At 59.1% G+C, this 26080-nt stretch carries 19 protein-coding genes; 6 read left to right on the top strand and 13 right to left on the bottom strand.

Annotated features, from left to right (window positions below; genetic code table 11):
• Window positions 1–6: 6 nt before the first annotated feature.
• On the bottom strand, window positions 7–654 hold the full coding sequence (locus OHL23_RS09830; protein WP_263351604.1) for a GerMN domain-containing protein: 648 nt from the start codon (window positions 652–654) through the stop codon (window positions 7–9).
• Window positions 651–1514: an N-acetylmuramoyl-L-alanine amidase gene (locus tag OHL23_RS09825; RefSeq protein ID WP_263351603.1), complete on the bottom strand. Its 864-nt coding sequence runs from the start codon at window positions 1512–1514 to the stop codon at window positions 651–653. Before OHL23_RS09825 ends, OHL23_RS09830 begins: the two co-directional genes overlap by 4 nt.
• A 408-nt stretch (window positions 1515–1922) precedes the next feature.
• On the opposite strand from OHL23_RS09825, the gene OHL23_RS09820 reads away from it, so the two are divergent.
• Window positions 1923–3035: a VWA domain-containing protein gene (locus OHL23_RS09820; RefSeq protein WP_263351602.1), complete on the top strand. Its 1113-nt coding sequence runs from the start codon at window positions 1923–1925 to the stop codon at window positions 3033–3035.
• Window positions 3036–3135: 100 nt separating this feature from the next.
• Complete coding sequence (locus tag OHL23_RS09815) at window positions 3136–4173, top strand: VWA domain-containing protein (RefSeq protein ID WP_263351601.1); 1038 nt, start codon at window positions 3136–3138, stop codon at window positions 4171–4173.
• Here OHL23_RS09815 and OHL23_RS09810 read toward each other — a convergent pair.
• Window positions 4162–4911: a nucleotidyltransferase family protein gene (locus OHL23_RS09810; RefSeq protein WP_263351759.1), complete on the bottom strand. Its 750-nt coding sequence runs from the start codon at window positions 4909–4911 to the stop codon at window positions 4162–4164. The genes OHL23_RS09815 and OHL23_RS09810 overlap by 12 nt on opposite strands.
• Before the next feature lie 5 nt (window positions 4912–4916).
• Window positions 4917–6344, bottom strand: coding sequence for a RapZ C-terminal domain-containing protein (locus OHL23_RS09805; RefSeq protein ID WP_263351600.1), 1428 nt, complete (start codon window positions 6342–6344; stop codon window positions 4917–4919).
• A gap of 203 nt (window positions 6345–6547) precedes the next feature.
• On the opposite strand from OHL23_RS09805, the gene OHL23_RS09800 reads away from it, so the two are divergent.
• On the top strand, window positions 6548–7438 hold the full coding sequence (locus OHL23_RS09800) for a universal stress protein (RefSeq protein ID WP_263351599.1): 891 nt from the start codon (window positions 6548–6550) through the stop codon (window positions 7436–7438).
• An 82-nt stretch (window positions 7439–7520) separates the two neighbouring features.
• On the opposite strand, the gene OHL23_RS09795 is transcribed toward OHL23_RS09800, so the two are convergent.
• The gene (locus OHL23_RS09795; protein WP_263351598.1) at window positions 7521–9260 is read right to left on the bottom strand and encodes an Ig-like domain-containing protein; all 1740 of its coding nucleotides are present in this window, start codon (window positions 9258–9260) and stop codon (window positions 7521–7523) included.
• Window positions 9261–9642: 382 nt separating this feature from the next.
• Window positions 9643–11379 carry a mechanosensitive ion channel domain-containing protein gene (locus OHL23_RS09790; RefSeq protein ID WP_263351597.1) on the bottom strand — a complete coding sequence of 579 codons (1737 nt, stop codon included), beginning with the start codon at window positions 11377–11379 and terminating at the stop codon, window positions 9643–9645.
• 265 nt (window positions 11380–11644) lie between these two features.
• Between OHL23_RS09790 and OHL23_RS09785 the strand changes: the two genes are divergently transcribed.
• Window positions 11645–12598, top strand: coding sequence for a PLP-dependent cysteine synthase family protein (locus tag OHL23_RS09785; RefSeq protein WP_263351596.1), 954 nt, complete (start codon window positions 11645–11647; stop codon window positions 12596–12598).
• A 58-nt stretch (window positions 12599–12656) separates the two neighbouring features.
• Entirely contained in the window at window positions 12657–13805 is a 1149-nt protein-coding gene (locus OHL23_RS09780; protein WP_263351595.1) for a trans-sulfuration enzyme family protein, read from the top strand.
• 70 nt (window positions 13806–13875) lie between these two features.
• Here OHL23_RS09780 and tsaE read toward each other — a convergent pair whose 3' ends face one another.
• The 7 genes from tsaE to OHL23_RS09745 form a co-directional block, all read right to left on the bottom strand.
• Entirely contained in the window at window positions 13876–14364 is a 489-nt protein-coding gene (gene tsaE / locus OHL23_RS09775; protein WP_263351594.1) for a tRNA (adenosine(37)-N6)-threonylcarbamoyltransferase complex ATPase subunit type 1 TsaE, read from the bottom strand.
• Window positions 14361–16064, bottom strand: a complete 1704-nt coding sequence (locus OHL23_RS09770; RefSeq protein ID WP_263351593.1) for an NAD(P)H-hydrate dehydratase — start codon at window positions 16062–16064, stop codon at window positions 14361–14363. Before OHL23_RS09770 ends, tsaE begins: the two co-directional genes overlap by 4 nt.
• Window positions 16065–16126: 62 nt before the next feature.
• Window positions 16127–17803 (bottom strand): multicopper oxidase family protein, encoded by a 1677-nt coding sequence (locus tag OHL23_RS09765; RefSeq protein ID WP_263351592.1) that lies wholly within the window; start codon window positions 17801–17803, stop codon window positions 16127–16129.
• Window positions 17804–17946: 143 nt separating this feature from the next.
• Window positions 17947–19776: a phospholipase C gene (locus tag OHL23_RS09760; RefSeq protein ID WP_263351591.1), complete on the bottom strand. Its 1830-nt coding sequence runs from the start codon at window positions 19774–19776 to the stop codon at window positions 17947–17949.
• Window positions 19777–20022: 246 nt separating this feature from the next.
• A complete protein-coding gene (locus OHL23_RS09755) occupies window positions 20023–21246 on the bottom strand; it encodes an HlyD family secretion protein (protein ID WP_263351590.1) in 1224 nt (407 codons plus the stop codon).
• Between the two features lie 2 nt (window positions 21247–21248).
• Window positions 21249–22700 (bottom strand): TolC family protein, encoded by a 1452-nt coding sequence (locus OHL23_RS09750; RefSeq protein WP_263351589.1) that lies wholly within the window; start codon window positions 22698–22700, stop codon window positions 21249–21251.
• A 172-nt stretch (window positions 22701–22872) separates the two neighbouring features.
• Window positions 22873–23571: an RNA polymerase sigma factor gene (locus tag OHL23_RS09745; RefSeq protein WP_263351588.1), complete on the bottom strand. Its 699-nt coding sequence runs from the start codon at window positions 23569–23571 to the stop codon at window positions 22873–22875.
• Between the two features lie 337 nt (window positions 23572–23908).
• On the opposite strand from OHL23_RS09745, the gene ppk1 reads away from it, so the two are divergent.
• Window positions 23909–26080, top strand: a complete 2172-nt coding sequence (ppk1, locus tag OHL23_RS09740) for a polyphosphate kinase 1 (RefSeq protein WP_263351587.1) — start codon at window positions 23909–23911, stop codon at window positions 26078–26080.

Raw genomic sequence — 26080 nt, 5'->3', positions numbered from 1 at the left:
ACCGGTTCAAGGCTGGGGTACAGGGTTGCTGGTGGTTCCTGCACTTGCCAGCGAATCCGCCGTCAGATAGGTCCGCGTCAGGTCGGCATGGCCCGCCAGTGTCGCCCTCGGCTGCCCGTCAACCAGAAAGCGAACCTCGGTAATCTGCGGCAGATTTGCGCGCAGAGTGCCACAGATCGACTCCACGGTCAGAGACTCGGTCAAGATACCGGATGGATGTCCATCCGCAAACGCCCCGGCCAGATCTACTACCGCCAATTGTCCGCCGTTTGGGAGTTTCGCCTCCGAGGCGCGAGCGACAGGTAACAGAAAGACCTGCAACACCGCCTTGGGAGCGCCGGGGACCGGATGCAGGGAACCCGCGCCAGCATACATCTCAAGCAGTTTATCCAACAAGGCTCTCGCCCGCGCCTCGGCGTCCCTGGGAAGCGGCAGCGACTGCGCTTCTTCGACGAGGGTGCCATCGGAATCATTAGCCACAACTAGAGTGGCCTGCTCGGCCGGAGCCACCGCCGGGGCTACCGTCGGCGCGAGATCTTCGCCTTTCAGGAGGCGATCATGCGCCTGTTCCCGCAGACGCACGAGGATCGTGCCCATGACGATTGAAACCACCAGCAACACCACGAAGACAATCTTTTGATAGCGCGGAATCATGGCAGCCGTCCTCCGACCAAATGCGAGTCTGGCCGCGAGTCGGGCCGGGAATCTGTCTCCTCGTCCGTCTTCCATTCCAGCAGGGCAGCAGCCAGCGTCTCCACGATCTGCGTCTGATACTGCGGGTCGGTCACGTCGGTCACCACCTTCCGGTCTGCGCCGCGAATGGGCGCAACCTCGATGGCCACTGCCGGACAGGTCATGCTATCGACGCCCGGCAGAGAAGCCCGCGCGAGCGTCGCCGGAATCGGCCCGGCATTTGCGTCGCTGTTCTCACCCTCGGTTGGAGGGGAACTGTGCTCGAAGGCGCTGTTGACCGTCCCGGCCAGCTTCAGGCTTCGGGCGACGTATGCCGATTGCGCCGTCTTCCATGCCAGAAATCGCGCTGACTGGGCCGGAGCGAGCGAAGTAACAAATATATGCACCCCTGATCCAGCCTCGGAGGCATGGAGGCTGAGGCAAGCCGCGCCACCCGAGGCTGTTGTGGCCGCTGTGGCATGGTTTGCGATCTGCGCCCTCGCGTCGCTGTTCAGGTTCACATTTCCCTCGCGAGTGGTCACTACCGTGAATCCTCGCGCCGTCAGGAGAGAGCGCAGCCGCACGCTCAGCGCCAGCGTCACGGTCTTCTCGGCGACGGAAGCGCCAAGCTGGCCTCCGCCGTCATCCCCGCCATGCGCGGCATCCACCACGACCACAAACCGTGCGGGGGGAGCGGTCTTTTGCAGCGGTGCGGGAACGCTCTGGCCGACGGAACCTGCCGGACGCTGGCCGAGTCCCGAACAAATTAGCGTCCCTGCCACGCCGGCGGCAATAAAACAGAGCGCAACGCGATTCAGCATGTGCTTGAAAATAGGGGTCAAATCGCTGCTACTCCCACCTGCTGCCCCCGCTGCACCCGATGCCTCTGACAGGCACAAAAAACGCTAACCGGACAGCAGCGCCAGCCGTAAAGTGGATATGTCCAAGTCATCTGAGATGCCGTAGCTTTCATGACAGGATTCATTGCCAAATTCATGACAAGCTTCAAGACAAGGTTTATGACAAGGGAGGTCAATGTCCAAGGCTGTCAACCTTCGCTCGATTGTATCCCAGAGCCGTCGGAGCGTTGGCGCTACTTAACTGGTTTGGTTCGAATCCAGATTGCTTCTCGTGCGTTCCAATCATGGAGAGATATATTTCGGTTCCATATCGCAAAAGGCGATGACATTTCCGATACAACTAACGATGCTCAATCGTGCTAACATCCTCTCCACAATCAGGGGCAGACGATGAAGACACTCGCTTTCCACAACTCAACGCAAATCAACACGACGTCTTCTTTGGGATCGCTTGGGCGCCGCGAAAAAAATTCCCTCAATTGCTACTGGGCCTGCGCCTCGCTGCTGCTTCTGGCGGCCGTTCCCCAATTGGCACACTCACAGGACGATCCGCTCAACAAAGTCCATGTTCCCGTCCCTCCTGCCGCGGCTGCGCCAGCCACTGGAGCTCCAGCTGGCGCTGAGGCCCCGGCGCTTACCGGAACCGACGCCTTAAAAATGTCCCCCGGCTCCCGCATCGCCATGAACGTCGACCTGGTCCTGGTGCCGGTCACGATCACCGACCCAATGAACCGCCTCGTCACGGGCCTGGAACAGAACGACTTCTTCGTCTACGAAAACAACAGCCAGCAGAAGATCAAGACTTTTTCCTGCGAAGACGCGCCTGTCTCGATCGGCATCATCATGGATCTTTCCGGCTCCATGACTTCCAAGCTGATACGCGCCCGCGATTCGATCCTGCAGTTTATGAAGACCGCGAATCCGCAGGATGAATTTTTCGTCATCGGCTTCAATGACCGCCCCGAGTTGATCGAGGACTTCACCGGTTCCGTCGAAGATATCGAGGCGCGCCTCCAGACCGTCCGCGCCGGCCATCGCACAGCCCTGCTCGACGCCATCTATTACGGTATGGACAAGATGAAGACCGCCAAGCACGAGCGCAAGGCCCTGCTCGTTGTCTCCGACGGCGGCGACAACCGCTCACGATACACCGAAGGGGAAGTCAAAGCACAGGTGCGAGAATCCGACGTCGAAATCTACTCCATTGGCATTTTCGATCCCTATGCCCCCACAACGGAGGAGCGCATGGGGCCGGTTTTATTGAATGACCTGAGCGAAGAGACCGGCGGGCGCATGTTCCGCGTAGACGACCTGGCCGATATGGGCGACATCGCCATCAAGATTTCCACCGAACTCCGCAACCAGTATGTGCTCGGTTATCACCCAACTTCCATGCAACGCGACGGTAAGTGGCGTAAAGTGAAGGTGAAGCTGGTGCCACCGCAGGGCCTGCCTCCCCTGACTGTCCATGCCCGTACCGGTTACTATGCGCCGCTCCACTAATTCGACTTCGTCCAGTTCGCCACAACTCCGGGTGCTCAACATTTCGCATTCCAAAACCTGGAGGAACGGTGCGCCTCGCTTCTCGCTGCTGAGATGCGGGATGATCGTGCTCGCGGCGCCACTGCTCTTTTTTCCGAGCGACGCCCTGACAGCGCAATCAACAGCGCAGCACCCCGCGCCCCTCACCGTCGACCGCGACCCGGTTCGATCACCCGACGCCGACGTCACCAAGCCCACGACAGGCGAGGTCTCCAAGGAAGGCGGCAGCTTCGTCGTCCGTGCCGACGTGGAGGAAGTCTCGCTCAACGTGACGGTACTCGACGGCCATGGTCAGATTGTCCAGGACCTAAAGCGGAATGATTTTCGCGTACTCGAGGACGGCGTCCAGCAAAACCTCCTCAGCTTCCAGCATGCCGATATCCCAGTCTCAATTGGCCTGGTGATCGACAACTCCGGTTCGATGTACAAGAAGCGCCCGTCGGTGAACAAATCCTCGCTCGACCTGATCCTCGCCTCCAATCCGAAAGACGAAGCCTTCGTCGTCAACTTCGCCGACGACGCCTACATCGACCAGGACCTCACCTCCGACCCCAACAAGCTCAAGGACGGCCTCGGCCACATCGAGTCCCGCGGCGGCACCGCCCTCTACGACGCCGTCGTCGCGTCCGCGGATAAACTTGCCGCCGACGCCCATCGCCCCAAGCAAGTCATCGTCATCATCACCGACGGCGAAGACAACGCCAGCACTCTGAACCTCGAACAGGCCATCCGTCGGGTCCAGCAGCTTTCGGGGCCTGTCATTTACTCAATCGGCCTCCTCTTTGGCGACGAAATGTCCCGGGGCGAAGTGCGCCACGCGCGACGCGCGCTGGAGATGCTCTCCGGCGAAACCGGCGGAATCGCTTTCTTCCCGAAGTCCCTGGACCAGGTTGATCAGATAGCCGCGGAGGTAGCCCGAGATATCCGAAGCCAATACACCCTCGCCTACCACAGCACCAAACCGACAAGTCAACCCGGATTCCGCAAGGTGACGGTGATTGCGCAAGCCAAGGGTGAGGGCAAGCTCAACGTCCGCACCCGCACGGGCTACTTCCCAAGCGTCAAGAACACACCCAAACCGGCATCCTCAAGCCAGTGAATACCGCCCGTCGCGGATATCCTCGGCTGCCTGCAGAATGTGCTCCGGCCTGCCCAGGTCGCGCCAATACGAATCGTCCGCGCGAAAAGCGAGGATTTTTTCTTCGCGGGCCGCGAGGCGCAGGTACGTGGAAATAATGGAAAATACGCCGTCCTCTTCCATTTTCGAGAAAAGGCGCGGTGAGATGACGTGGATCCCTGAAAATGCCAATGGCTCCGCATCTTCAGCAATCCGCACCAATTCGGCTTCCTCACTCGCCGCGCTCACGGTTTGACGGCCGCAGAGCTCGCCTCGGTCGTCAAAGAGCAGATACCGCGAAGTCTCCCGAGCCTGAACCGCAAGCGTAGCGAGCGCATCATTCGCTCGATGGAACTGCATCATGCGAGCGAGATCGATCGTGCTGATCACATCGACATTATGCAGAAGGAATGGCTCTCGCGAGTTTTCGTCCGTTTCAAGGAAGAAATGCGCGGCTTTCTTGAGGCCGCCACCTGTATCTAGCAATACTTCCTCGCGAGAGATTTCGATTCGCATCCCGAAGTTGGCGTTGGCCTTCAGATACTCGATCATCTTGTCGGCGTAGTGATGCGCATTGACGATCACATCGCGCACGCCGAAGGTCCGCAAGCGGTTGAGAGCTATCTCAAGGAGCGTATGACCCGCAACTTCCACGAGCGCCTTCGGACGGTCATCTGTGAGCGGCCGCAGGCGCGTGCCGAGGCCGGCGGCCAGGATCATTGCCCTCACTTGCCCATCTTCTCCAGCTCAATGTGACGGAGAACCACTTCCACGCCGCCGCTGCGGCGCAGGTGCCTTGCCAGCTTCTCCGCCAGGTAGACGGAGCGGTGCTGGCCACCGGTGCAACCGAAGGAGACCATGAGGTTCTTGAAGCCGCGCGCCTGATAACTGCTTACGCTTGCATCCACGAGGGATAGAACGCTGGAAAAGAAGTGGTGCACGCTCTCCTGCTGATTGAGATAGTCGATTACCGGCGCGTCCTTGCCGGTCAGCGGGCGGAACTGTTCTTCCCTGCCGGGATTTGGAAGACTGCGGCCATCGAAGACAAATCCGCCCCCATTGCCGGAGTCATCCGTGGGAGCTTGACGGTGGAAGGAGAAACTGAAGATGCGTACCGTCAATTTGTCGGCGGAGGATGCAAGACCCTGGAGTTTATCGGACGCCAGCATGGCATTCACCGCGTCCATGAGAGCGGGAAGGGCAACAGGCAGCTTGACGTTGTGGGCGAGCCAGCGCAGGTTTTTGAGCGCGTAGGGCACGCTCTGCAGGAAGTGCGCCTTGCGTTCGTAGAAGCCCCGGAAACCGTATGCGCCCAAAGCCTGCAGGATGCGGATGTACACGTAGGCGTAGTAGTGCTCCATGAAGGCTGCGCGATCGACGTCAATGTAATTGGAAAGGCAATCGAGGTAATGATCGAGCAGTTCCTGGCGCAGCTCTGGCGGAAGATCGGCCTTGCCATCGTAGAGAAGCGAGGCAATGTCGTATTGCAGTGCGCCTTTGCGGCCGCCCTGATAGTCGAGAAAAAATGGCTGTCCGTCGCGCAGCATCACATTGCGCGACTGGAAATCCCGATACAGAAAATAGTCATGGTTCGCGCCCAGCAGAAGCTTGGTCAAACGGCTGAAATCATGCTCCAGCGCCTGTTCGTTAAACGGCACTCCGGAGAGCCGGAGAAAATAGTACTTGAAGTAGTTCAGATCCCAGGCGATGGACTGGCGGTCGAAGCTGGCGCGCGGATAACAGACTTTGTAATTCAAATCGCGGCCCGCTTCGACTTGAAAACGCGGCAATGCCGCCACCACTTTGCGATATGCTTCGACCGCTGGCGGAGCGATGACCGCGCCCGTGCGGTTGGCGCTGAGGAACTGAAAGAGCGTCGTGTCTCCTAGGTCTTCTTCCAGATAGGCGCCTTCACTCAAAGCCTCCGCGTAAATTTGTGGGACAGGCAATCCACGCCGGCGAAAATGCCTGGAGAATTCGAGGAAGGCGACGTTCTCCTCGTGCACGGAATAGAGAATGCCGATGGCGCTGAATGGTCCGCCGGTCAATCGGACGATGGCGCGTCCCGATCCACCAAGCTCACCTTGTAGCGGCTGAACCTCTTCGGCCGGTAACTGGTAATACTGCTCGAAAAGCCGCTTTAGAACGTCCATGAACCTCTTTTGGGGAATTGCTCGATTGGCGAATTGCTTGACTCGCCTCACTAAGATATCCAGCCTGGGGAAGCAGATGCAAGGTCGTGACTCGGCGTTGCAAACGCGGCCTTCCCATCGCGCGGAATTCGTACTATTGTTGCTGCAATTGAGAAATTTGTAACAGTGCCACAGCACCGCGAATAACAGGTCAGGAGGGCGCCATGGCTGCTTCCGTACCCACCGCAACTCCCGCCAGAATCAAGCTTGATCGTCTGGTGGTGCCAATCGATTTCTTCCCGTTGTCGAACCTTGCCTTGGGGTACGCCCGCCGCATTGCTCAGCGACACGGAGCGGAACTGATCCTCGCCCACGTAACGCAGCCGGTCAGCCCCATGGCCGTTCCCGAAGCCGCGTGGTATCACTTGGAAGCCGCACAAAACAAAGAAATTCAGCAGTTGGAACAAATAGGCGTCAAGCTGCGAACCGAGGGCATCAACGCGCGAACGCTGGCGCTCAGCGGGCTACTTCAGGAAGAGATTCCATGCTGCTCCCAACAGGCATGCAGCGATCTAATTGTGCTGGGGGCCGACATCAACTCCGGAATCGAGCGCCTTCTCTTCGGCTGCGATTCCGAAGTCCTGCTACGCACTGCCGGCTGCCCGGTGATGGTTGTCGGCCCGAAAGCCCGTCCTGCGCCGGAACAGGAGTGGCATCCGCACAATATCCTCTGCGCCAGCGATCTCCGCCCCGAGTCCGCCGACGCTGCGATTTTTGCGTGGCGGCTGGCGCGGCAGTACGAAGCCGCCTTCACGCTCCTTCATGTAGAGCCTCGAACTCCGAAGCACTCAAGCAAAACTCGGGAGGACTTTGAGAAGGCGATCACAAAGATTTTGCCGGAGGGCGATACTCCAGTCGCGGCGCTTCAGGCTGTGCCAGCGCTCCATTCGCCGTGTGCGACGATTGTCTCCGAGGCGAGAGAGAGAAACTCCGACTTCATTGTGATCGGAGCGCATGCCTGCTCCCACGCGGCGACGCGGCTGCAGCGCGGCATAGCTACGCAGGTTATTGCGGAGGCTTCCTGCCCGATTCTGGTGCTGCATATTCCGGATTGAGGTGCGCTGAATTGTTGCCGGAAGACAAACCGCCGGTCAGGAAAGCAGACCTGACCGGCGGTTTTCGTTATAAGTTATGTTTTTAGTTGAAGATTGCTCCCACCGATACGTTGGAGGTAGGGTTGGTAGTAGATGTGTCGTTTCCGACAATAACCGAGCAGCTGTTTGGTCCAGCTGCGTTTATGGGCACGGTTGCGGCACAGTTGTACGACCATCCGCCGAACGCGACCCCTTTCTGGGCTGGAGCAGTCAAAGTGATTGTGGCGCCAATCGGGTATGGCGCCGAGCAAACCGAGGAGGTGAAGCCAGCCGCAGCGTAGCCAGGTCCGCAGTGGATGACGTCGGGGGTGCCCGTGGCAGACGGGGCTGTGACTAGCCAGTTACCCGTAACATTCGGATTCAGGCCGGCATTGAAAACAGTCAGAGTCACCAGCAGGGGATCTGCGATAGTTTCATTGTTGCACGATCCTACATTCGTCGGTGTTGGCGCTATGTACGGGCAAGCGAAGGTCACTGCCGGGCTGTACACAAGGGTTCCGTCCGGGTTCGTTGCCGTCACGTAAATGCTCGTGTTCCCGGTCGCATACGCGGTGACGAGGCCGCCGTCGGTCAGCGGAGTACTGGGCGGGTAAGTCAGAGGACCCGATGCTGTCGTGACTGGAAATTCGGTTTGCAGATCGGAAATCCAGTACACCGGCGAAGTGAACCCGTCCCGGGTGATACCGTTCGTAATATCCTGCACCGTTGGTGGAGTGGAGAAGGTTCCATAGGCGAGGAATTGCGTCGTACCATACAGGTTGCCGGTAGAAACTGAAGTCGGCAAGATGGTGATGGAAAGCAACGGCTCCGCCTGCGAGGATGCAGTTACCGAAATGGCGGCGTTCGCCGTCAATACGGTCCCATCGGGATTGGTCAGCGTCGCCGTGATCACTGTTGAGCCCGGGCTAACTCCCGCAACCGTCCCCGCTGACGGAGCAGGACTAGTTGTGACCGTCGCGATCGTAGGAATGCTAGAACTCCACTTAACCTGTGGCGAGTTTGTTACATCTTGATTAAGCCCGCCGCTGGCAGTTGCAATCGCGGTAAACTGCCCGGTTTGACCCGTTGCAGAGAGCGTTTCCGCAGCCGGGCTGATAGTGATTGCGGTGAACGGTTCGGATGTCCCGCCCGTCACGGTGAAGGTCGCAGTACCCGTAACGACAGTCTTGTCAGAGTTGGTCGCTATGGCCGTAATGGTAGTAGTACCCTGGCTCACTCCGGTGGCGAGCCCGCCGACGCTGATCGTTGCAACCTGTGCACTGCTGGAACTCCAGACCACCGAGCCAGTTAAATTCTCTGTAGCGCCCGAGGAAGTCGTTCCAATGGCGATGAACTGGCTGGTTTGGCCAGGGGATGCAACCGATTGGGTGCCGGGAATGATGGCAAGCGAGGTCAGGGTGCTGCTCGTTGGGCCAGTGCCGCCACCGGTGACCGTGATGGACGCCTCGTTACTGGTGATCAGGCCACCAAAGCCCTGGGTACTGGCCGTAATCGTCGTTGTGCCCGCACCCACGCCGGTTACCACTCCGGCGGGGCTGACGGTCGCGACGGACGTGGCGCTGGAGTTCCAGCTGACCGCGCTGGTTATGTTCTGGCTGGAAGAGGGATGGCTTCCGTGGCCGTACGTCCCAGTGGCCGTGAGTTGCGCCGTGGTGCCCGTTGCCAGCGATACAGTCGCTGGAGTCACCTGAATGGAATCCACGGTGGTACTACTGCCACATCCGATAAATGGCACTGCGAGGCTGGCCAAAAGCAACGCCCTCAAGCAAAAACGACCCAGCATAGAACTCTCCTCACGCTAGAAACGAGCTGGGAGATGAGAATTCGCAGCCCAGCCCTGGCTTCTGTTGCTTGGTAGTAGCAAGTTCATTGCCAAGTTAGCGCCGACCGTAACTTCGCGGAATTACAGCATTGCCAATCCGTCGCGATTCGGAAGTGTAACCTCCCGTATACCCGGCAGGCCTGGCAGATACGTCCGTTTACAGGCTTCCATAAGAGGAGGAAGCTGCAGACGGAAGCCATTCGCATGCCTCTGGCAGGGACGGTTCGGCCCGCCGGGTTCTGTCCGCCCGCAATGTGGACTCAATATTTAGCCGCGAAACCTGGGGCAGAAAATAACCGGCTGGGCCATCCACTTAAATCCGGGAGACTCCGTTACAGCAAGATCAACTGGGACTCACATTTTCCGCTTCGGCCGCCACGTTCGGCGGATGTAGTACGTCAATTACCTTTTGGCAAAGACGATTCCGCATTTCAAACCGGTCGGAAGCACGTGTAACATAGCGCACCAGAATGTCGATGCCGGCTCCTGAAGGACGCAGGCTGACGGTCGGATCGGCGGTAAATTGGCTCAAGCCATCCTGGCGCGTGCCCCGTTTCCACTCCCCCTCCGCAACCCGGGCATCTTTCTCTGTTTCCCGCTGCACAACCGCATGGATGCTATCCACCATGGCATAGGCATCATCCGACGCGGGCACACTTACTGAAATCTCATCCCACATCCATTGCCCGGTAGTAGAAAAGTTGAAATACTGTCCCCGAATCGCAAAGCTGTTAATAAAGGTGACTCTTCGCCCAGTTGGATGCCCCTTATCTGTCCAGTTCCCTGTTTCAAGCATTGTTGTCCGGAAGAGACCAATTTCCGTCACCTCTCCGCCTACACCATTGATCTCTACCCAATCTCCAACCCGAATGCCATGCTTACCCATCAAGACAAACCATCCGAAGAAAGCGATAATAAAGTCCTGCATAACTACAGTGAAGCCCGCGGTAGCCAGGCCCAGAATCGTAGGCATCTGCTCCGGCGATCCGAATACAACTAACAAGACAGCTAGAATACCGACGAACTGTATCCCCAGTTGTAAGATCGTGCGGAGCGTCTGCATTCTCCGCCGGTCCAGTCCAGGTCGAGCCATCAGCCGCACCACCAGCGCATCTCCAACAATGACGCTAATGAGGACGAAAGCGATTAACGCCATCGACCCCAACATCAGGTGCATGACAATGCGGTGCTGCAAAAGCACCTGTGCCGCCCACTTCTCGTATACGGCGGCGAGTTGCTGCTGCGTCTGGATGCGATCGTCATAAAGACTTAACAGCTGGCGCTGCACGCTTCTTTGCCGAATGCTGGCCAACCTCGTCGCACGATCCTGCGCAGCTGCGGGGGCAACGGCGAGCGTGTTTGCCTGAGATTCAAGTGCATTGTGCTCGACAGTGAGCGATTTAACGTCGTTCTGGGCTTGCAGCAACGCCTGAAGTATCAACCGGTAGCGAGCCCGTTGGCTATTCCATGCCCTTATTCGTGATGCCAGCGTGCCAAACCGCGCCGCGGAGACGACCGCTACCTGTGTATCTCCGCGCGATTCACTGTCGTACTTCTTCATCGAAGCTTCATGCTCTGTCAATTCGCTCTGAATCTGCGCGCGATCATCTCCGGAGGCGCGAGCAAGATCCTGCTGCGCGTCTGCCAATTGATCCGAATCCAGGCCTAACTGGGCTTTTGCAATTTCAAGATCGCCCCCATTGCTGCTCCCCTGGTCGCCAGAGTTCGTAGATACGCTCGAATTGCCAGAGACGCCCGACAGGCTCTTAACCTGCGCCTGGTCATCCTGCACGAGTTGCTGCAGCTGTGCGACTTCTTGCGAAAGGGCAAGCGCATCCCCACTTAGCACCCGTCCCTGCACCCTGACAGTAGCCAACCGCAGAGCTGACGCAAAAGCCTGATCTACTTCATGATCGGCCAGGCGCTCCGCCTGATGCGCATACTCATTCTCTTCACTCGTTACAGCCAGAGGGGCAAGAGCCTCAATGGTTTGCCACGGCCGCAGATCGACCAGCGTATTCGTCTCGCCGGTTGTGAGATTCACGCCAGTCTGTCCCTTGAGGAAGGGCAGATGCTCCATAGAGTCGCGTGTTATCCAAAAAGAGACTAAACAAAGTGCGAGGAGCGAGGCGAGAATTATAAGAGAGATAGCCCTGGTCCGGCTAAGTGCGCGATGCAGGCTCCTAACAGGCGGCGGCTCAGATACCGGGGGATGAGTAATGGCCATAAGGTGATTGTCACAGATTAACTTCGTGAGAGAAGATCAAATTATCGTGCATTAGGGAAGTTTGCACGGACGATCGCAATCAGGTCACCGACGGCGGGTGCGATAAACTGAAGACCGCATGTCCATAGCCGGTTCGATTCCCTCTGCTCTGCGCGTTGCTGACGATATCACTCAACTGGTGGGCTCGACGCCGATGCTGCGGCTGGGGCGGATTGCGCCTGCTTCCGACGCGGATCTCTTTGCCAAGCTGGAGTTTCTGAATCCTGGCGGGAGCATCAAGGACCGTGCGGCTTTGGGCATGATTCTGGATGCGGAAGCGCGCGGTCTCCTGCATCGCGGGTCCACGATTATTGAGGCCACCGCAGGCAATACCGGCGTGGGCCTGGCGTTGATCGGCGTAAATCGCGGCTACAAAGTGCTGTTGTTTGTGCCGGAGGGATTTGCCGAGGAAAAGTGCATTCTGATGCGGGGATTTGGCGCAGAAGTGGTGCGAACTCCTGAGGACGAAGGGATGGGCGGGGCGATCCGGCGCGCGAGAGACGCTGCGGCGGCGATTCCCGGAGCCTTTGTTGCGCTGCAGTTTCAGAATCAATCCAATCCGGACTTTCACCACGACACGACCGCTGCCGAAATCTGGGAACAGATGGAGGGCCGCGTGGACGGCTTCGTCGCTGGAGTCGGGACCGGGGGCACGTTTTCAGGCATCGCGCGCTTTTTCAAGGAGCGGAATCCTGACGTGATCAATGTCGCAGTAGAGACGCAAGGCTCCATCCTTCAGGGCGGCGCGCCCGGCAAGCACAAGGTGGAGGGCATCGGCGTTAGCTTTATTCCGGAGACCTTCCATCGCCAGTTCTGCGACCGCATTATCGCCGTCAACGATGAGGATGCTTTCACGATGGTGAAGCGGCTGGCGGCGGAAGAGGGATTGCTGGGAGGTTCAAGCGCAGGGGCGATCGCCTTTGCCGCGGCACAACTGGCCGGCGAGCTGGGGGCTGGAAAACGGATTGCGCTGATTATTCCTGACTCGGCGGAGCGATATCTCTCGAAGAATATCTTTGATGGCGGAGTTTAGGTGCGCACAGCCCGGCACGATAAGCTAAGAACCAGGAGATCGTCTTTCTAACTCATTTATGGCTGAATACAAGTACTCGACTCTTGCAGTGCATGCCGGGCAGTATCCTGATCCGCAGACCGGCGCGGTGAATGTTCCCGTCTATCTGTCTTCCACATTTGAACTGACCGGGATTGGCACAGACAAGGGCTGGGATTACTCGCGCGCAGGCAATCCGACGCGTGACCGGCTGGAAGAGGCGCTCGCGGTGCTGGAGGGCGGAAGCAGCGCTCATGCCTTCGGCAGCGGCATGGCGGCGCTGACGGCGCTGATGGCTCCACTGCATGCGGGAGATCACCTGATCTGCTCGCACAATGTGTATGGCGGGACGGCAAGATTGCTGGACGAGGTAATCTGCCATTTCGGTATCGAGGTCGAGTATGTGGACCTCGCGAATCTGGATGCGGTGGCTGCCGCGCTGAAGCCGAATACAAAATTGGTGCATGTGGAGACGCCGACGAATCCGCTGATGCAGCTTACCGATATCGCGGCGGTCGCAGAGCTGGCGCACAAGGCCGGTGCTGAGGTCAGCGTGGATAACACGTTTCTTTCGCCGGTGTTGCAGAGTCCGCTGGCGCTGGGTGCCGATATTGTGATGCACTCGACGACGAAGTTTCTGAATGGACATTCGGATGGATTGGGCGGAGTTCTGGTGGGAACCAAGCCGGAACATCGCGACCGTTACATTCTGATGCAGAAGGCGCTGGGCGGCATTCTTTCGCCGTTTGAGTGTTTTCTGGTGCTGCGCGGCATCAAGACTCTGCCTTTGCGCATGAAACAGCACGACGAGAATGGGCGCGCAGTGGCGGCATTTCTATCCGCTCACCCTAAGGTGCAGAAGATCTTCTATCCCGGCCTCGCGTCGCACCCACAGCACGAGTTAGCGGCACGGCAGCAGAAGGGATTTGGCTCCATGATGACGCTGGAGCTGGATTCTAAGGATGCGGTGGGGCGGTTTCTCTCTGCTTTGAAGATTTTCCTGAATGCGGAATCGCTGGGCGGGGTCGAGTCGCTGGCTTCGCACTCCGCGACCACGACCCACGCGGGCATGACAGAAGAACGGCGCCAGGCGATCGGAATTACGCCGGAGCTGGTGCGGCTTTCGGTAGGGATTGAGGACAAGGAAGATCTGATCGCGGATCTTGCCCAGGCACTCGAGGCCGTCTAACCGCGAATCTAGAAGCACAGGCCTCGATTCTCGACAGGGGAATCGAGGCCTGTGCTTCCGTTCTCTTGTCTCAGTTCAAGGTCACGACGATTTTGCGAGCATCTCCTCCGGCGGAAGTGACGACGATTTCTCCGTCGGCATGTTTGCGGACGCTCTTGAATTTTTCGCCCCATTCGACAAGGACGATGCCGTCTGGCGTGCGCATCTCTTCCAGACCCAGGGAATCGAGTTGGCGCTCGGCGTCGAGGCGGTAGAGATCTAGGTGCAGGAGCTTGACGGGACGACCTTCCAGCTCGCCTGCGTATTCATGGACCAGCGTAAAGGTCGGGCTGGTGACTTCGTCCGGCTCGGCTGCGCCCAGGGCTGCGGCGATGCCTTTAACGAGGGTGGTTTTACCTGCGCCCAGATCTCCGCGCAGGATCATGAGCCGGGGCGGAGCAAGCAGAGCAGCAAGCTTGCGGCCGATGGCGATAGTTCCGGCGCTGGACTTGGACTCGTACTCGTACGTCTGAGGTCCGGGTTGTAGGGATTCGCTCTTGGTTTCGGCAACTTTGCTCATGACGCTCCTGGAGGTGGGCTTTGGTCGAAGCCGGGGTGAAGGGCGAATTCTGGAGAAATCCCCTGAAGCCAACAATACCCGGCGTTGGCGCCGGAATCGGCGTACTTGCGAATGCTTGACGGATGATAGCGGAAAGCCCTGTGCAAATTTGCGAGAGAATCCGTGGCAAGCAGCGTATGCTGGTCGCCGCCGATTCCGGGCTGGCGGATCGTGATGTCGGCGGCGAGGCCGTGAAGATAGACGGCGGCTTCCACGGCCCGCTGTGGATCGTTGGGGTGCTGGGCCAGGAGGCTCGCGACCATGCCGGTGAGGAGATCTCCGCTGCCCCCTTTGGCCATGCCTGGGTTGCCAGTGGTGTTGACCGCGATTGCGCCGTCGGGATGGGCGATGAGGGTGCGCCAGCCTTTGAGAACCAGAATAATCTGATTCCTGACCGCGAAGTCCCGGGCTACTTGAATGCGATTGGCCTGGATTTCGGCCGTTGACAGGCCGGTGAGGCGGGACATTTCGCCCGGGTGCGGGGTCAGGACCAGAGTTCGGCCTGCGGAGATCTTGCGAAGCAGATCGGGCTGCGTGGCCAGGGCGTTGAGCGCGTCGGCGTCGGCTACGGCGGGCAGGCGCGTTTGGGAGAGCAGGCCGAGGGCGAAATCGATTGCCTCGGGGCTGGTTCCGAGCCCGGGACCAATGGCCAGAACGGTAATGCGATGGAGCAGAGATTTGAGCGCTTCGGGAGACAGATTTTCGGGTGAGATTTCGCCGGTGGATGTTGCGACGAGGGCCTGAGTCATTAACTCAGGCGCGATGGCGGCGACGAGCGGAAGGACGGAGGATGTCACCGCCGCCGTGACCAGACCAGCTCCTGTGCGCAGCGCTGCGAGAGCAGCCATCGCGGGTGCGCCGGATTTGCCGGGGCTGCCACCGACGACTAGGACATGGCCGTACATGCCTTTGTTCGAATCGGGCGGACGCGGCGGGTCGGTGATTGCTTTGGAAGAGCCAGACCAGTGGAGATTGAGACTGGAAACGACAGCTTCCTCGGGTGAGCCGATGGGCGCGACGACGATTGGCTGAAGGAGGCTGCGGGTGAGTTGGCCGAAGACGTGGGCCGGCTTGGGCGCGGTGAAGGTGACGACGGCATCGGCGGGGTAGACGGGGCCTTGCTGGGTGGACGCGGTCGAATCGGCGTCCCAGCCGGAGGGCAGGTCTATAGCCAATATGGGAGCTTGAGCGGCGCTGAATTTCAGCCACTCGAGGGCTTCGAGTGGCAGACCCCGAAGGGGAGGCTTGAAGCCGGTGCCGACGACTGCGTCGAGGATCAGGTCGGCGGATAGCGAATCGACGCTTTCCGAGAGTTCCTGCGAAGATCGGATTACGCGAACGGAGTCGGTGGAAGGATTCGAACCCATTAGTTCGGCCCAGGCCCGCGCGGCGTCGCCTTTCAGGCCTTCGGGGTGGCCAAGCAACAGGGTGGTTACCGTGAGGCCGGCTTCAGCTAGCAGACGAGCGGTCATGAGGCCGTCACCGCCATTATTGCCTCGTCCGCAGAGAATGGTGACACGTCTTGCCGCGGGAAATTGAGCCAGAGTAAAGTCGGCTACCGCCCTTGCCGCAGAGCGCATGAGATCCGTCGACGGAATACCGAACTTCTCGATCGTGACTCGGTCGCAGGTCTGCATTTCGGCGGCGGAGAGAATCTTCATGAAAACCATCGTAGAGCAAGCGGGTGAATGATCCGTCTCGCACGATATGCGAAAGACAAGGATCAGGTTGACTTCGGAGCGGCGACGACTTCAAAAGGACGCATCATTTCGTTGGCGGCGTGCTCCAGGAGATGACAGTGCCAGACGTAGCGACCCGCGTAGCCCTGGAAAGGGATGATGATTCGGGTGACGGTCTCGGGATGAGCCTTGACGGTGTCTTTCCAACCACGCTCGTTAGGCTCGGGTGGGGCGGCATCGCCCATGTAGTGGAAGTTCTTGTAGTTGAGGTAGTCATCCACGTCGAAGGGACGGCGGTCGAGAATCTGGAAGCGGACGAGGTGCAGGTGAATGGGATGGATGTCCTGGGTGGTATTGACCAGGCTCCAGATCTCGGTGGTGTTGAGCACCGGCTTCTCGGTGACCGGCTCATGCCAGTATTGACCATTCAAGAGCATGAGCATGATGCGGGATTGTGGGTGCATGTACTCGTTGAGGGTAAAAGTTCGGGTGCGGACGGCGGCGGACTCCGGAATGCGGTCGATGGTGCGCAGGATGGCTGGAAACTGAGGGGATTGTTGCGGAGCTTTGATAGGGTTCGCCGACGTTTCCGTACCGTTTACGCGGAATTGCAGAATAGTCAGTTTCTGGTCCTGGAGGGTGAATTCTGTGCTGGCAAGCGAGGAAAAGTCGATCAAGAGGTCGGCGCGCTCGGCCGGCGAGAGCATCAGCTCTTTCAGTTCGACGGGAGCGGCGAGCAGTCCCTGATCGGAACCGATCTGATGAAAGGTGTGGCCATTTGAGAGCGAGAAGAGATAAGCGCGGGAGTTGGAGGAGTTGAGCAGGCGGACGCGATAGAGACGCGGCTCGACTGCAAGGTAGGGAAAGATCGCGCCGTTGGCGAGGATGACGTCGCCGTAGATTTCCGGCACCCATGGAGCGGCGGGGTCGCCTGAATCGGGATAGTGTAGCTGGCCGTCAGCGTAGAAGAAGCGGTCGCAAATGGCGAGGGGAATCTCATACTTGCCGTGCGGCAGATTAAGAGCATCTTCGGCCTCGTCGCGCACCAGGAAAAAGCCGAAAAGGCCGGCGTACTGGTTGAGGCGCTCGATTCCCATGGCGTGATCGTGATACCAGAGAGTTGCAGCGTCCTGATTCATGGGGTAAAGAGCGGTAATGCTCTGGCCGGGCGTCTGCCAGTCTTCCGGATAGCCGTCGCTTTCAGGCGGAACGACTGCGCCGTGGACATGGACGGCGGTGCGCACATCGGGCTGATCCTTGCCTGCGCCGTGGAGGGTGTGGTCGATGGGCAGAAAGTGCTGTGTGGGCAGATTATTGACCCACTCGATCAGCAGAGGCTGGCCTTTGTGGGCCTCAATGGTTGGCCCTGGAGCGGAGCTGCCATAGCTCCAGACGCTTGTTTCAGGCAGATTGCGGTGGACTTTGGTCTCAACCCTGCGCATTACAACGCGGTGGTAAGGGATCTGGACGCCAGGTAGGTGGGGGTGCGGCTTGGTCTCGGTGCTGCGGAGCGTCTGCGGAATAGGCAGCGGATCGACGAATCGCGCCAGATGTTCGGGATGGAGCCATGGACGCGGCGGGGTTGTCGTCTGGTTTCCGGCAACTGGAGCAGGGGCCTCGTAGACCATGCCGGGCGCGGGCATCGGGGTCGAGGTTTGCTGCTGTGCAAGGAGGGCGAGGTTGCCGAGCAGGCCCGTCTGCCCTGCTGCCGCAGTCGCCATCAGTCTCGCGCCGCGGAGCAGAAGCTTTCGCCGGGAAGCGTCCATAGGTACAGAATGCCGTTCTTTTGTTTCAATCACGCAAAATCCGCTGCGCGCATTGGAGGAGATGCGCGCAGCGGGTTGAAGAGGAGAGTTACCGAGGCCTACCAGTAACCCTTGTTGTCCCGGCCGTCTTTATCACCTCTGTCGTGCTTGACGATGGCGCCGGTGTTGGGATCGAGGATCAACTTATCGCCCTTGGCATCGAAACGATGGCTGTCGAAATCGAACATTGGCGCGATCGAGTTGGCGATGCTATCGAAGGAGCCACCGGGCTGGACACGCTCCCCACCGAGGAAGTTGTCTTCGATGAAGCGGATGATGGAGGACTGATCGAGCAGCGTGTGATCGACGTAGTTCTCTTTCGCCCAGGGAGAGATGACGAGTAGGGGCATTCGGGTGCCGTAGCCGCAGCGGCCAAGGACGGGCAGGCCGCCTACGCCGTTGAGGGGAACAGTGCGATGCGGAATCTTTCCGTCTTCCGGCTGTTGCGCGCCGACGGAGCAGTTGCTCGGTCCGTTGAGCACGTCGACATAGGGGCTGGTGGAGGGATTGACGATGGAGGGCATCTGGTGGTCGTACCAGCCGTCGGAGTCGTCATAGGTGATGACGACGGCGGTCGATTCCCAGAATGGGCTTTGCTGGAGGGCGTTGATGACGTTGACGACGAAGGCCTGCTCGTCCGTGGGATCGGAGTTGCCGGGGTGAGCATCCTCGAAGGAAGGAGCCTTGAGGAAGGTGACCGAGGGCAGGATTCCGTTATTAAGAGCGGTGAAGAAGTCGTCGGTGTCGTACTGGTGGTTGGCTGGGTCAGGTTTGTGACCATTCGCCTCATAGCTGCTACCGATGGCCGAAAGGGAGCTTGGGCGTGCGTGAGTGAGGTTGGCGGTCGAAGCGTAGTACTGGAAGGGCTCGTGATGCTCAACGTAGTCGTTCTGGGCGACACCGCCGTAACCGGGAACGACATTGGGTGTGGAGCGAGCGCAGCCGGTGGTGCCGTTGGGGTTGGTCAGTTCGAGGTTGAAGCCGCCCTGAAACCAGCCCCATGTGAGACCCTTCGCGTTGAGCAGGTCGCCGATGTTCTTGCCGGCGAAGCTGACGTTATCCGAGGAAGTGTTGGAGCAGACGTCACCGAGGGGCTCAGCGTCGCCGATGAGGGTGAAACCACCCTGGCCGTCGAAGACTTCGTGGCTGTTATGCAGCAGGACGCCGCCACTGACAACGTTGGTGTATTGGGCGAAGCCGTTGGTCTGGCCGGAGATCAGGTTGATAGCTCCTGGGGTGGATGGGCCAAACTGCGACGTATAGGTGTTGTCATTCAACGCGTAGTGGTTGGCGTAGTTCCACATGGCTGTGACTGTATTGCCGTCGAAGTAGCCCATGGTCAGGCCCTTGGTCAGAGCGGCATCGGACGTTGCCGTGGCGGCCGGCGGTGGGCCGGCGGTTCCGGTGGAGCCGGGGAACTGGTCGACCTTGCCGTTGTCATACGCAGTCTGCTCGGGCTTGGGAGCATGATTCTGATCGGCGGTGGCGGCCTGCGTCGGAGCCAGGCGGAACGGATTGGCTGCGCTCGCGCCGTTGAATGCAGCGCCAGAGCCGGATGGCCCGTTCGGATTGGCTGTCAGGAGATTCACGCCCTTTACAGGCTCAAAGCCCTTCGTGGGATCGAGCGGCGTAATCAGGTTGTTCGCGACGTCGTTCCCTCTATGCCGCGAGGGCTCGTAGTTGAAGGGAGTTTCACCTGCGTTGTTTTGCGCTTTAGGATAGGCGCCGAAATAGTGGTCGAAGGAGATGTTTTCGCCAAAGATAACCACGACATGCTTGATCGGGGTCGCCGTTTTGGGTTCGTTCCGATAATCGGCGGCGAACGATGGGGTGGGAATGGTCGCGACAACGAGGATCGCGGATAGGGAAGCTGCAAGAACTTTACGCATGTAACCTCCAGGCCAATGCTGAGAGCAATGACATGAAAGTTGTAGTTTCCTAACGTAAACGCTCTTTGAACGCCGTGTGACAACAGTGCTAATTCATTGAAAGCAAAACGGCCATAAGTAGTTTGTATGGGCGTTCGCTACAGCTCCGGGCACGGATAAACACTTCGACAGGTGAAAAGGGGCGGAGCTAATTCCAGCCCCACCCCTTTTTGCAGCACAGTAATTGTCTGTTGCGTCGCCCACGGATTACTTGACGCGCACTTTGGGCTCGACGGAGAGACCAGGACGAAGCGCATGGTCTTTGTCCTGGTCCGCCAGATCGGTGAAGTCGATGCGGACCGGGACGCGCTGGACGACCTTGACGTAGTTGCCTGTGGCGTTTTCGGGCGGGAAGAGCGAGAGAACGGAGCCGGTGGCGCCGCCAATCTGAGTGACCTTGCCGTGGTAGGTCTTACCTGTGGCGTCGACGTCTACTTCAACGGACTGGCCAGCACTGACGTGCTTGAGCTGGGTCTCCTTGAAGTTGGCGGTGACCCAGATGTCGTCGAGCGAAACCAGGGTCATCAGGTTCTGGCCGGAGGAGATGTTCTGATTGAGCTCAAGGGTCTTACGGGTGATGATGCCGTTGGCCGGGGCCACGATCTTGGTGTAGCTGAGGTTGAGTTTGGCCTGATCGAGCTGAGCCTGAGCGCCCTCGGCCTGAGCCAAAGCCTGCTGTGCGCGGGCATTTTGCGCTGCCACCTGCTGCGGACCAGTTTCAGCATATTTGTAGGAGGACTGCGACTGAACCTCGCGCTGGTTGGCGACGCGGACGGCTTCCTGGGCGGCCTGGACGCCGGCTTCGGCGTCGGCGACCGAAGCTTTGCTGGAGTCGGCTGAGGCTACGGCGGCATCGTACTGCTGTTTACTGATGACATCCTTCGCTACTAGGGGTTTATAGCGCTCCAGATCCTGATCGGCCTTGACGCTATTCGCCTTGGCTTCCGCAACTTTAGCCTGAGCCGCGCGCAACTGGCTTTCGGCCTGAAGGACGGAGGCGCGGGAGCCGGTCACATCGGCACCGGCAGATTGGAGGTTGGTTCCGGTATTGACCGAGGTGATGGGCACGTTCACCTTTGCGGCCACGGCATTGGCCTTGGCGCTGGCGACAGCCGCTTCGGCGTTTTCGACTGCGACTTGATAGTCAGCCGGATCGAGTTCGGCAATAACCGTGCCTTTGGTGACGTACTGGTTCTCGTCAACGTTGATTTTGATTACGGTCCCGTTGATACGGGAGCTGATCTGGATGAGATGGCCGTTGATCTGGGCGTCGTCGGTGTCTTCGCTGAAGGTGGAGCGCCAGTAAAAGATGCCCGCCGCGATAATCAAAACGCCGAGGACAATGAAAATGACACCACGACGGCTTTTCTTAGGAGCCTCTGGAGCTTTCTGATCCGGCTTCTCGCCGGAGGCTGGAGTTGCTTCCGCCACGATCACTTACCTCCCAAATATTCTTTGTAGTTCTGGGCCACACCCATGGCACGCGCCAGATTGAGCTTGGCGAGATTGTGCTGGTAAAGGCTGTTGATGTACTGACTGTTGGCCTGGGCCACTGTTTGCTGAGCCTGTGAAACGGCCAGATTATCGCTTACGCCTGCGGAATACCGTTGCTGGGCCTCGGAGAGAACTTCGTTGGAGAGCTCGACATTGGAGTGCGAGACCTCTACCTGCTGCTGCGACGAGGCGATATCCAGGAGCGAGTCGCGGACGTCAGCCTCAATCTGGGCATCGAGATCGCTTTGCTGGTCGAGCTGCTGGTCGAGCTGGGATTGCGCGACCTGGGCTTCGCCTCGGAACTGCGCTTCCTTGAAAATCGGAATGGTAATGGTGCCCGTGGCGTCGACTGTGCCATGCGAATGACGAACGTTTACGCCAATATCGCCGTAATCGGCCTCGGCCTTGATGGTAGGCAAACGGTCATCGGTGGCTGCCTTTCGCTGGTCTACATTTGCCTTGGTCAACTCGGCGGAGGCCTGGCGGTCTTTGCGGTTGGCCAGGGCCTGCTTGATGGCCACTTGGACGTCAGGCTGATCGAAGGCCGAATAGGGAGCCTTGTCGGCCAGTTCAAAATTCTGAGCGAGCGGCAAGCCGATGGCCCGGGCCAAAGCCAACTTGTCTTTTTCCCAGGTGTTGCGGGCTACGATCAACTGCTGCTGGAGGCTCTGATTATCGACCTGTGCGCGGAGTTCGTCGAGACGAGGAGCTGTACCGGCGGAGTGATTGCTGACGGCCTGGTCGAGGGAGACTTTGGAAGTTTCCACTTGGGCCTGGGTGGATTCAATCTGAGCCTGATCGGCCAGCACTCGCAGGTAGGCGTTGCCGACAGTGAGGATGACCATCTGGCGGGCGTCGTCCGCGGAGAGCTGGGATGCCTGGAAATAGTGGCGGGCAGCCATGTAGGTCTTGAGCGAATTCAGGTTCAGGACAGACCAGGTGAGGTTGGCGCGAATGTCGGTGTAGCCGAATGGGCCGATGATCGTGGGGAAACCGGGGATTTTGAGCCCTTCGGCAGCCAGATCGCTCTGCTCATAGGCTTCCTTTGCCGATGCATCGATCGACGGCAACAGGGCTTGCAGATCCTGAAGACGCTGGCCTTTGGCACCCGAGATATTGGTATTTGAAAGCAGGAGGCCGAGGTTGGTCTGAAGGCCGCGCTGAACTGCTTCATCCAGGGTGAGCGAGAGTATGCCGGTCGTCGCAGCTCCATTGGTCACGCTGCCCTGATAGCTGGAAGCTGGCGGAGGCGTGGGGGCCGATTGCTGGCCACTGAGATTAATTTGGGCAGTCGCGGGAATCGAAAAAGTCGCCAGCGCGGCGATGACCAGATTCGTCGCGAACAGGGTTGTCCTGTTGGAGACGGCTGGGGGATGGAGCAAATTTTGCATGGCGGCAGGTATCACTCTCACTCTACTCGTTCAGATTGGTCTGGTAATGGATGCAACATGATCTCAGAAAGGTTCCAAAACAAAGGACAAGAATAGTGCAAACGGTCGGCGGCGGCGACAGCGGAAGGCCGAATCGTGGTAAATTTGCCTTTTTTCGGGGAATTTCGACGCCTTATTTGGTAGCCGTGGCGTGAATCAGCTGCGAGGCCAGGGAGCAGAGCGCCTGGCGGAAGTTGCTGCGGACGGCTTCCGCAGTCCAGCCCCGAGCTGCCAAACCACCGTATTTGGACAGGAGCTCCGCGACTTCGACCGAAGTCAGGGCGGCGATGGCGCGCAGAACGAAAATGACCCGCAACGAGTCGGAAAGACCTTCGAGCCAGTCGCGCAGACGATGGTGTTCGGGGCCGGTAATCATTCTTTCGAGTTCGTCAGGGGTGACGCCTGCTGCGGAGAGATCGTCATCTTCAATGCAGCCGGCCGGCCCTGAGTCGTCTCCCGGAGCAGCCAAAGCCTCATTCGTGGAAGCGTCGCGTTGTCCCAAAAGCGTAATCGCGTCCGCAGCGAGAAGCAGCCGGGCTTTGCGCCGTGCCTCTGCGGTGTCGCAACAGGTTGGCAGATCTACGTTTGCGACTACCCCCTCTATGAGGCCGACGGCTTCCTCGCCCTCGCCAAGGAGCATCGAGCTGATTCCATAGAGCTCGGCGGCAATCTTCTCGAGCAACGCGTCGCCGCTGGCAGGCTCGGCTTCCGGCTCCGGCTTTCGGGAATTCCCTCTCTGCATCTCAGACTCTTTGGACGAGGCTGCGCTCCCGGGAGCAAGCTGCTCTTCCGCGATGATGGTCTGATCGGGTGAAGGGGAATTTGAGGGCATGATGGTCGCTCCTGAAGGGATGGGCCGGCGGAGATGAGTGGAAAAAATGGCCGCTGGGCCGGAATGTCCCTGTCACTATCCTCAAGCCCGACGATAAGTTGAGTCAAGATAAGTTGCGTCAAGACGAGTCGCGTCAGATTGAAGATGCGCCCTACCGCAGGATTTCTTCGGCAGTTAACACGCGGCGAATGCGGAATGCGATAAGAGATGAGAGATGACTGTGGGCCATCAAACCGGCGGGATTGCTGGAGATCGGGAAAAGCACTAGACTTTGGGACTCCACCGTTTGAGGTCGCAGCGCGAACCCGGACGAGCCGCAGGGCGGAAGAGGATAGGCATGGCAAGGAATTTACAGCGGAAGAAGCAGTTCGCGGGGCGCGATAAATCGTGGATGCAGTTCAACCGGCGGGTGCTGGAAGAAGCGGAAGACGACTCGAACCCGATTCTGGAGCGCGTAAAATTTCTTGCGATTACGGGCAGCAACCTGGACGAATACGTCGAGATTCGGCTGGCCGGGCTGCTGCAGCGGACAGAAGACGGTCACACGGAGCCGGGATACGACGGATTGCCTCCGCAGGAGTCGCTGGAAATATTAACGACGGCGATGCATGAGTTTGTGGCGGCGCAGTACCGCTGCTGGAATGAGCAGTTGCTGCCGGGGCTGCGTCAGCATGGAATTCGGCTGTTGCAATGGGAGGAGTTGAGCGACGAGCAACGGACGATGGCGCTGGCTTACTTTCAGCGTGAAGTGGACCCTTTGCTGACGCCAATTACCATCGATCCGGCGCATCCGTTTCCCAGAGTGCTGAATCGGGCCCTGTGCCTGGCGATGCTGTTGCGGGCCAAACGGCGCAGTTCCGGGCCGGTGGTTCTGGGAGTATTGACGGTACCGCGGGCACTGCCGAGGTTTGTGCGGCTGGCCGACGCGAACGGAAGCTACGACTACATTCTTTTGCAGGACCTGGTGGCACAGAACCTGAGCGGCATGTACAGGGGTTACGAGGTGCTGGCTCACGCGGCCTTCCGGGTGACGCGCAACTCGAACCTCTACTTCGAGGAAGAAGAATCGCGGTCGCTGCTGGAGTCGATTCGCAGCGAGTTGCACAACCGGCGCAAGGGCGACGCCGTGCGGCTGGAGATTGTGAGCAATGCCCATCCGGAAATTGTGGACAAGCTGCGGGTGAATTTTGAGTTGGACGAGTCGCAGATCTACCAGGCGGATGGGGCGGTAAATCTGGCGCGGCTGATGTTCTTTTACGGGGATATTCAGCGGCCTGACCTGAAATTCCAGCCGTTTGTTCCCAAACAACTGCACCTGAGCCGGAAAGTTTCGGACTTATTCGAGGATCTGCGGCAGCGGGATATTCTGCTGCATCACCCGTATGACTCATATGACCCGGTGGTGAGTTTTATCCAGCAGGGAGCGGTGGACCCGCGCGTGGTGACGATGAAGCAGACACTCTACCGCACCAGCACGGATTCGCCGATGTTTACGGCACTGACTGAGGCTGCAGCTTCCAAGGAAGCTACGGTCGTGGTGGAGCTGATGGCGCGCTTCGATGAGGCGTCGAATATTCGCTGGGCGCGCAGCATGGAAGACGCGGGCGTGCAGGTGTTTTATGGCGTAGTCGGCTTGAAAACGCATTGCAAGCTGGCCATGCTGGTGCGGCGTGACGAAGATGGCGTAACGCGGCGCTACTGTCACCTGGGCACAGGCAACTACAACCCTGTGACGGCGCGGTTTTATACCGACTTGAGCCTGTTGACGAGCGATCCGTCGATTACCGAACAGGTTCACATGGTCTTCAATTACCTGACGGCTCATGCGGAGATCGATGATTACAAACCGCTGCTTGTCGCACCGCTGACCATGGCGGAGAACTTTCTGCAACTGATCCGGCGCGAGACAGAGCACGCTTCTGCAGGCAGACCGTCGCATATTGTGGCCAAGATGAATGCGCTCCTGGAGCCCAAGGTGATTGAGGCGATGTATGCGGCTTCGCAGGCCGGGGTGCAGATTGACTTGATCATTCGTGGTGTCTGCACGCTGAGGCCGGGCGTGAAGGGGTTGAGCGAAAACATTCGCGTGCGCTCGATTGTGGGGCGGTTCCTGGAACACAGCCGCATCTACCAGTTCGCGAACGGCGGGCGCGAAGAGATCTACCTGGGCAGCGCCGACTGGATGCCCCGCAACCTCTTTGAACGCTGCGAAGTGGTCTTCCCGGTTCGGGACAAAGCGGCCAGGGCGCGGATTCATGACGAGATTCTCCCGGCGTATCTGGCGGATACCGCGAAGTCTCGCCTGATGCAGGAGGATGGCAGCTATACCCGCGCCACCGATGGACGGAAACCGCATGGCGGATTCAATTCGCAGGAGTTTTTGATGCGGCTTGCGGAAGGCAAAGCCGAGCTGGATGGCATTCCGAAGGCTGGAAAGGCTTCCGCCGCGACCGCCAATGGGGCCGTCGCAACCAGTTCCGAGAAAGAAGCGGTCGCCGTCAGCAATTAA

The sequence above is a fragment of the Acidicapsa acidisoli genome (assembly GCF_025685625.1).
Taxonomy (GTDB): Bacteria; Acidobacteriota; Terriglobia; order Terriglobales; family Acidobacteriaceae; genus Acidicapsa; species Acidicapsa acidisoli.
The sequence above is the reverse complement of the archived record's forward strand: the minus strand, read 5'-3'. Positions and strand labels throughout refer to the sequence as shown.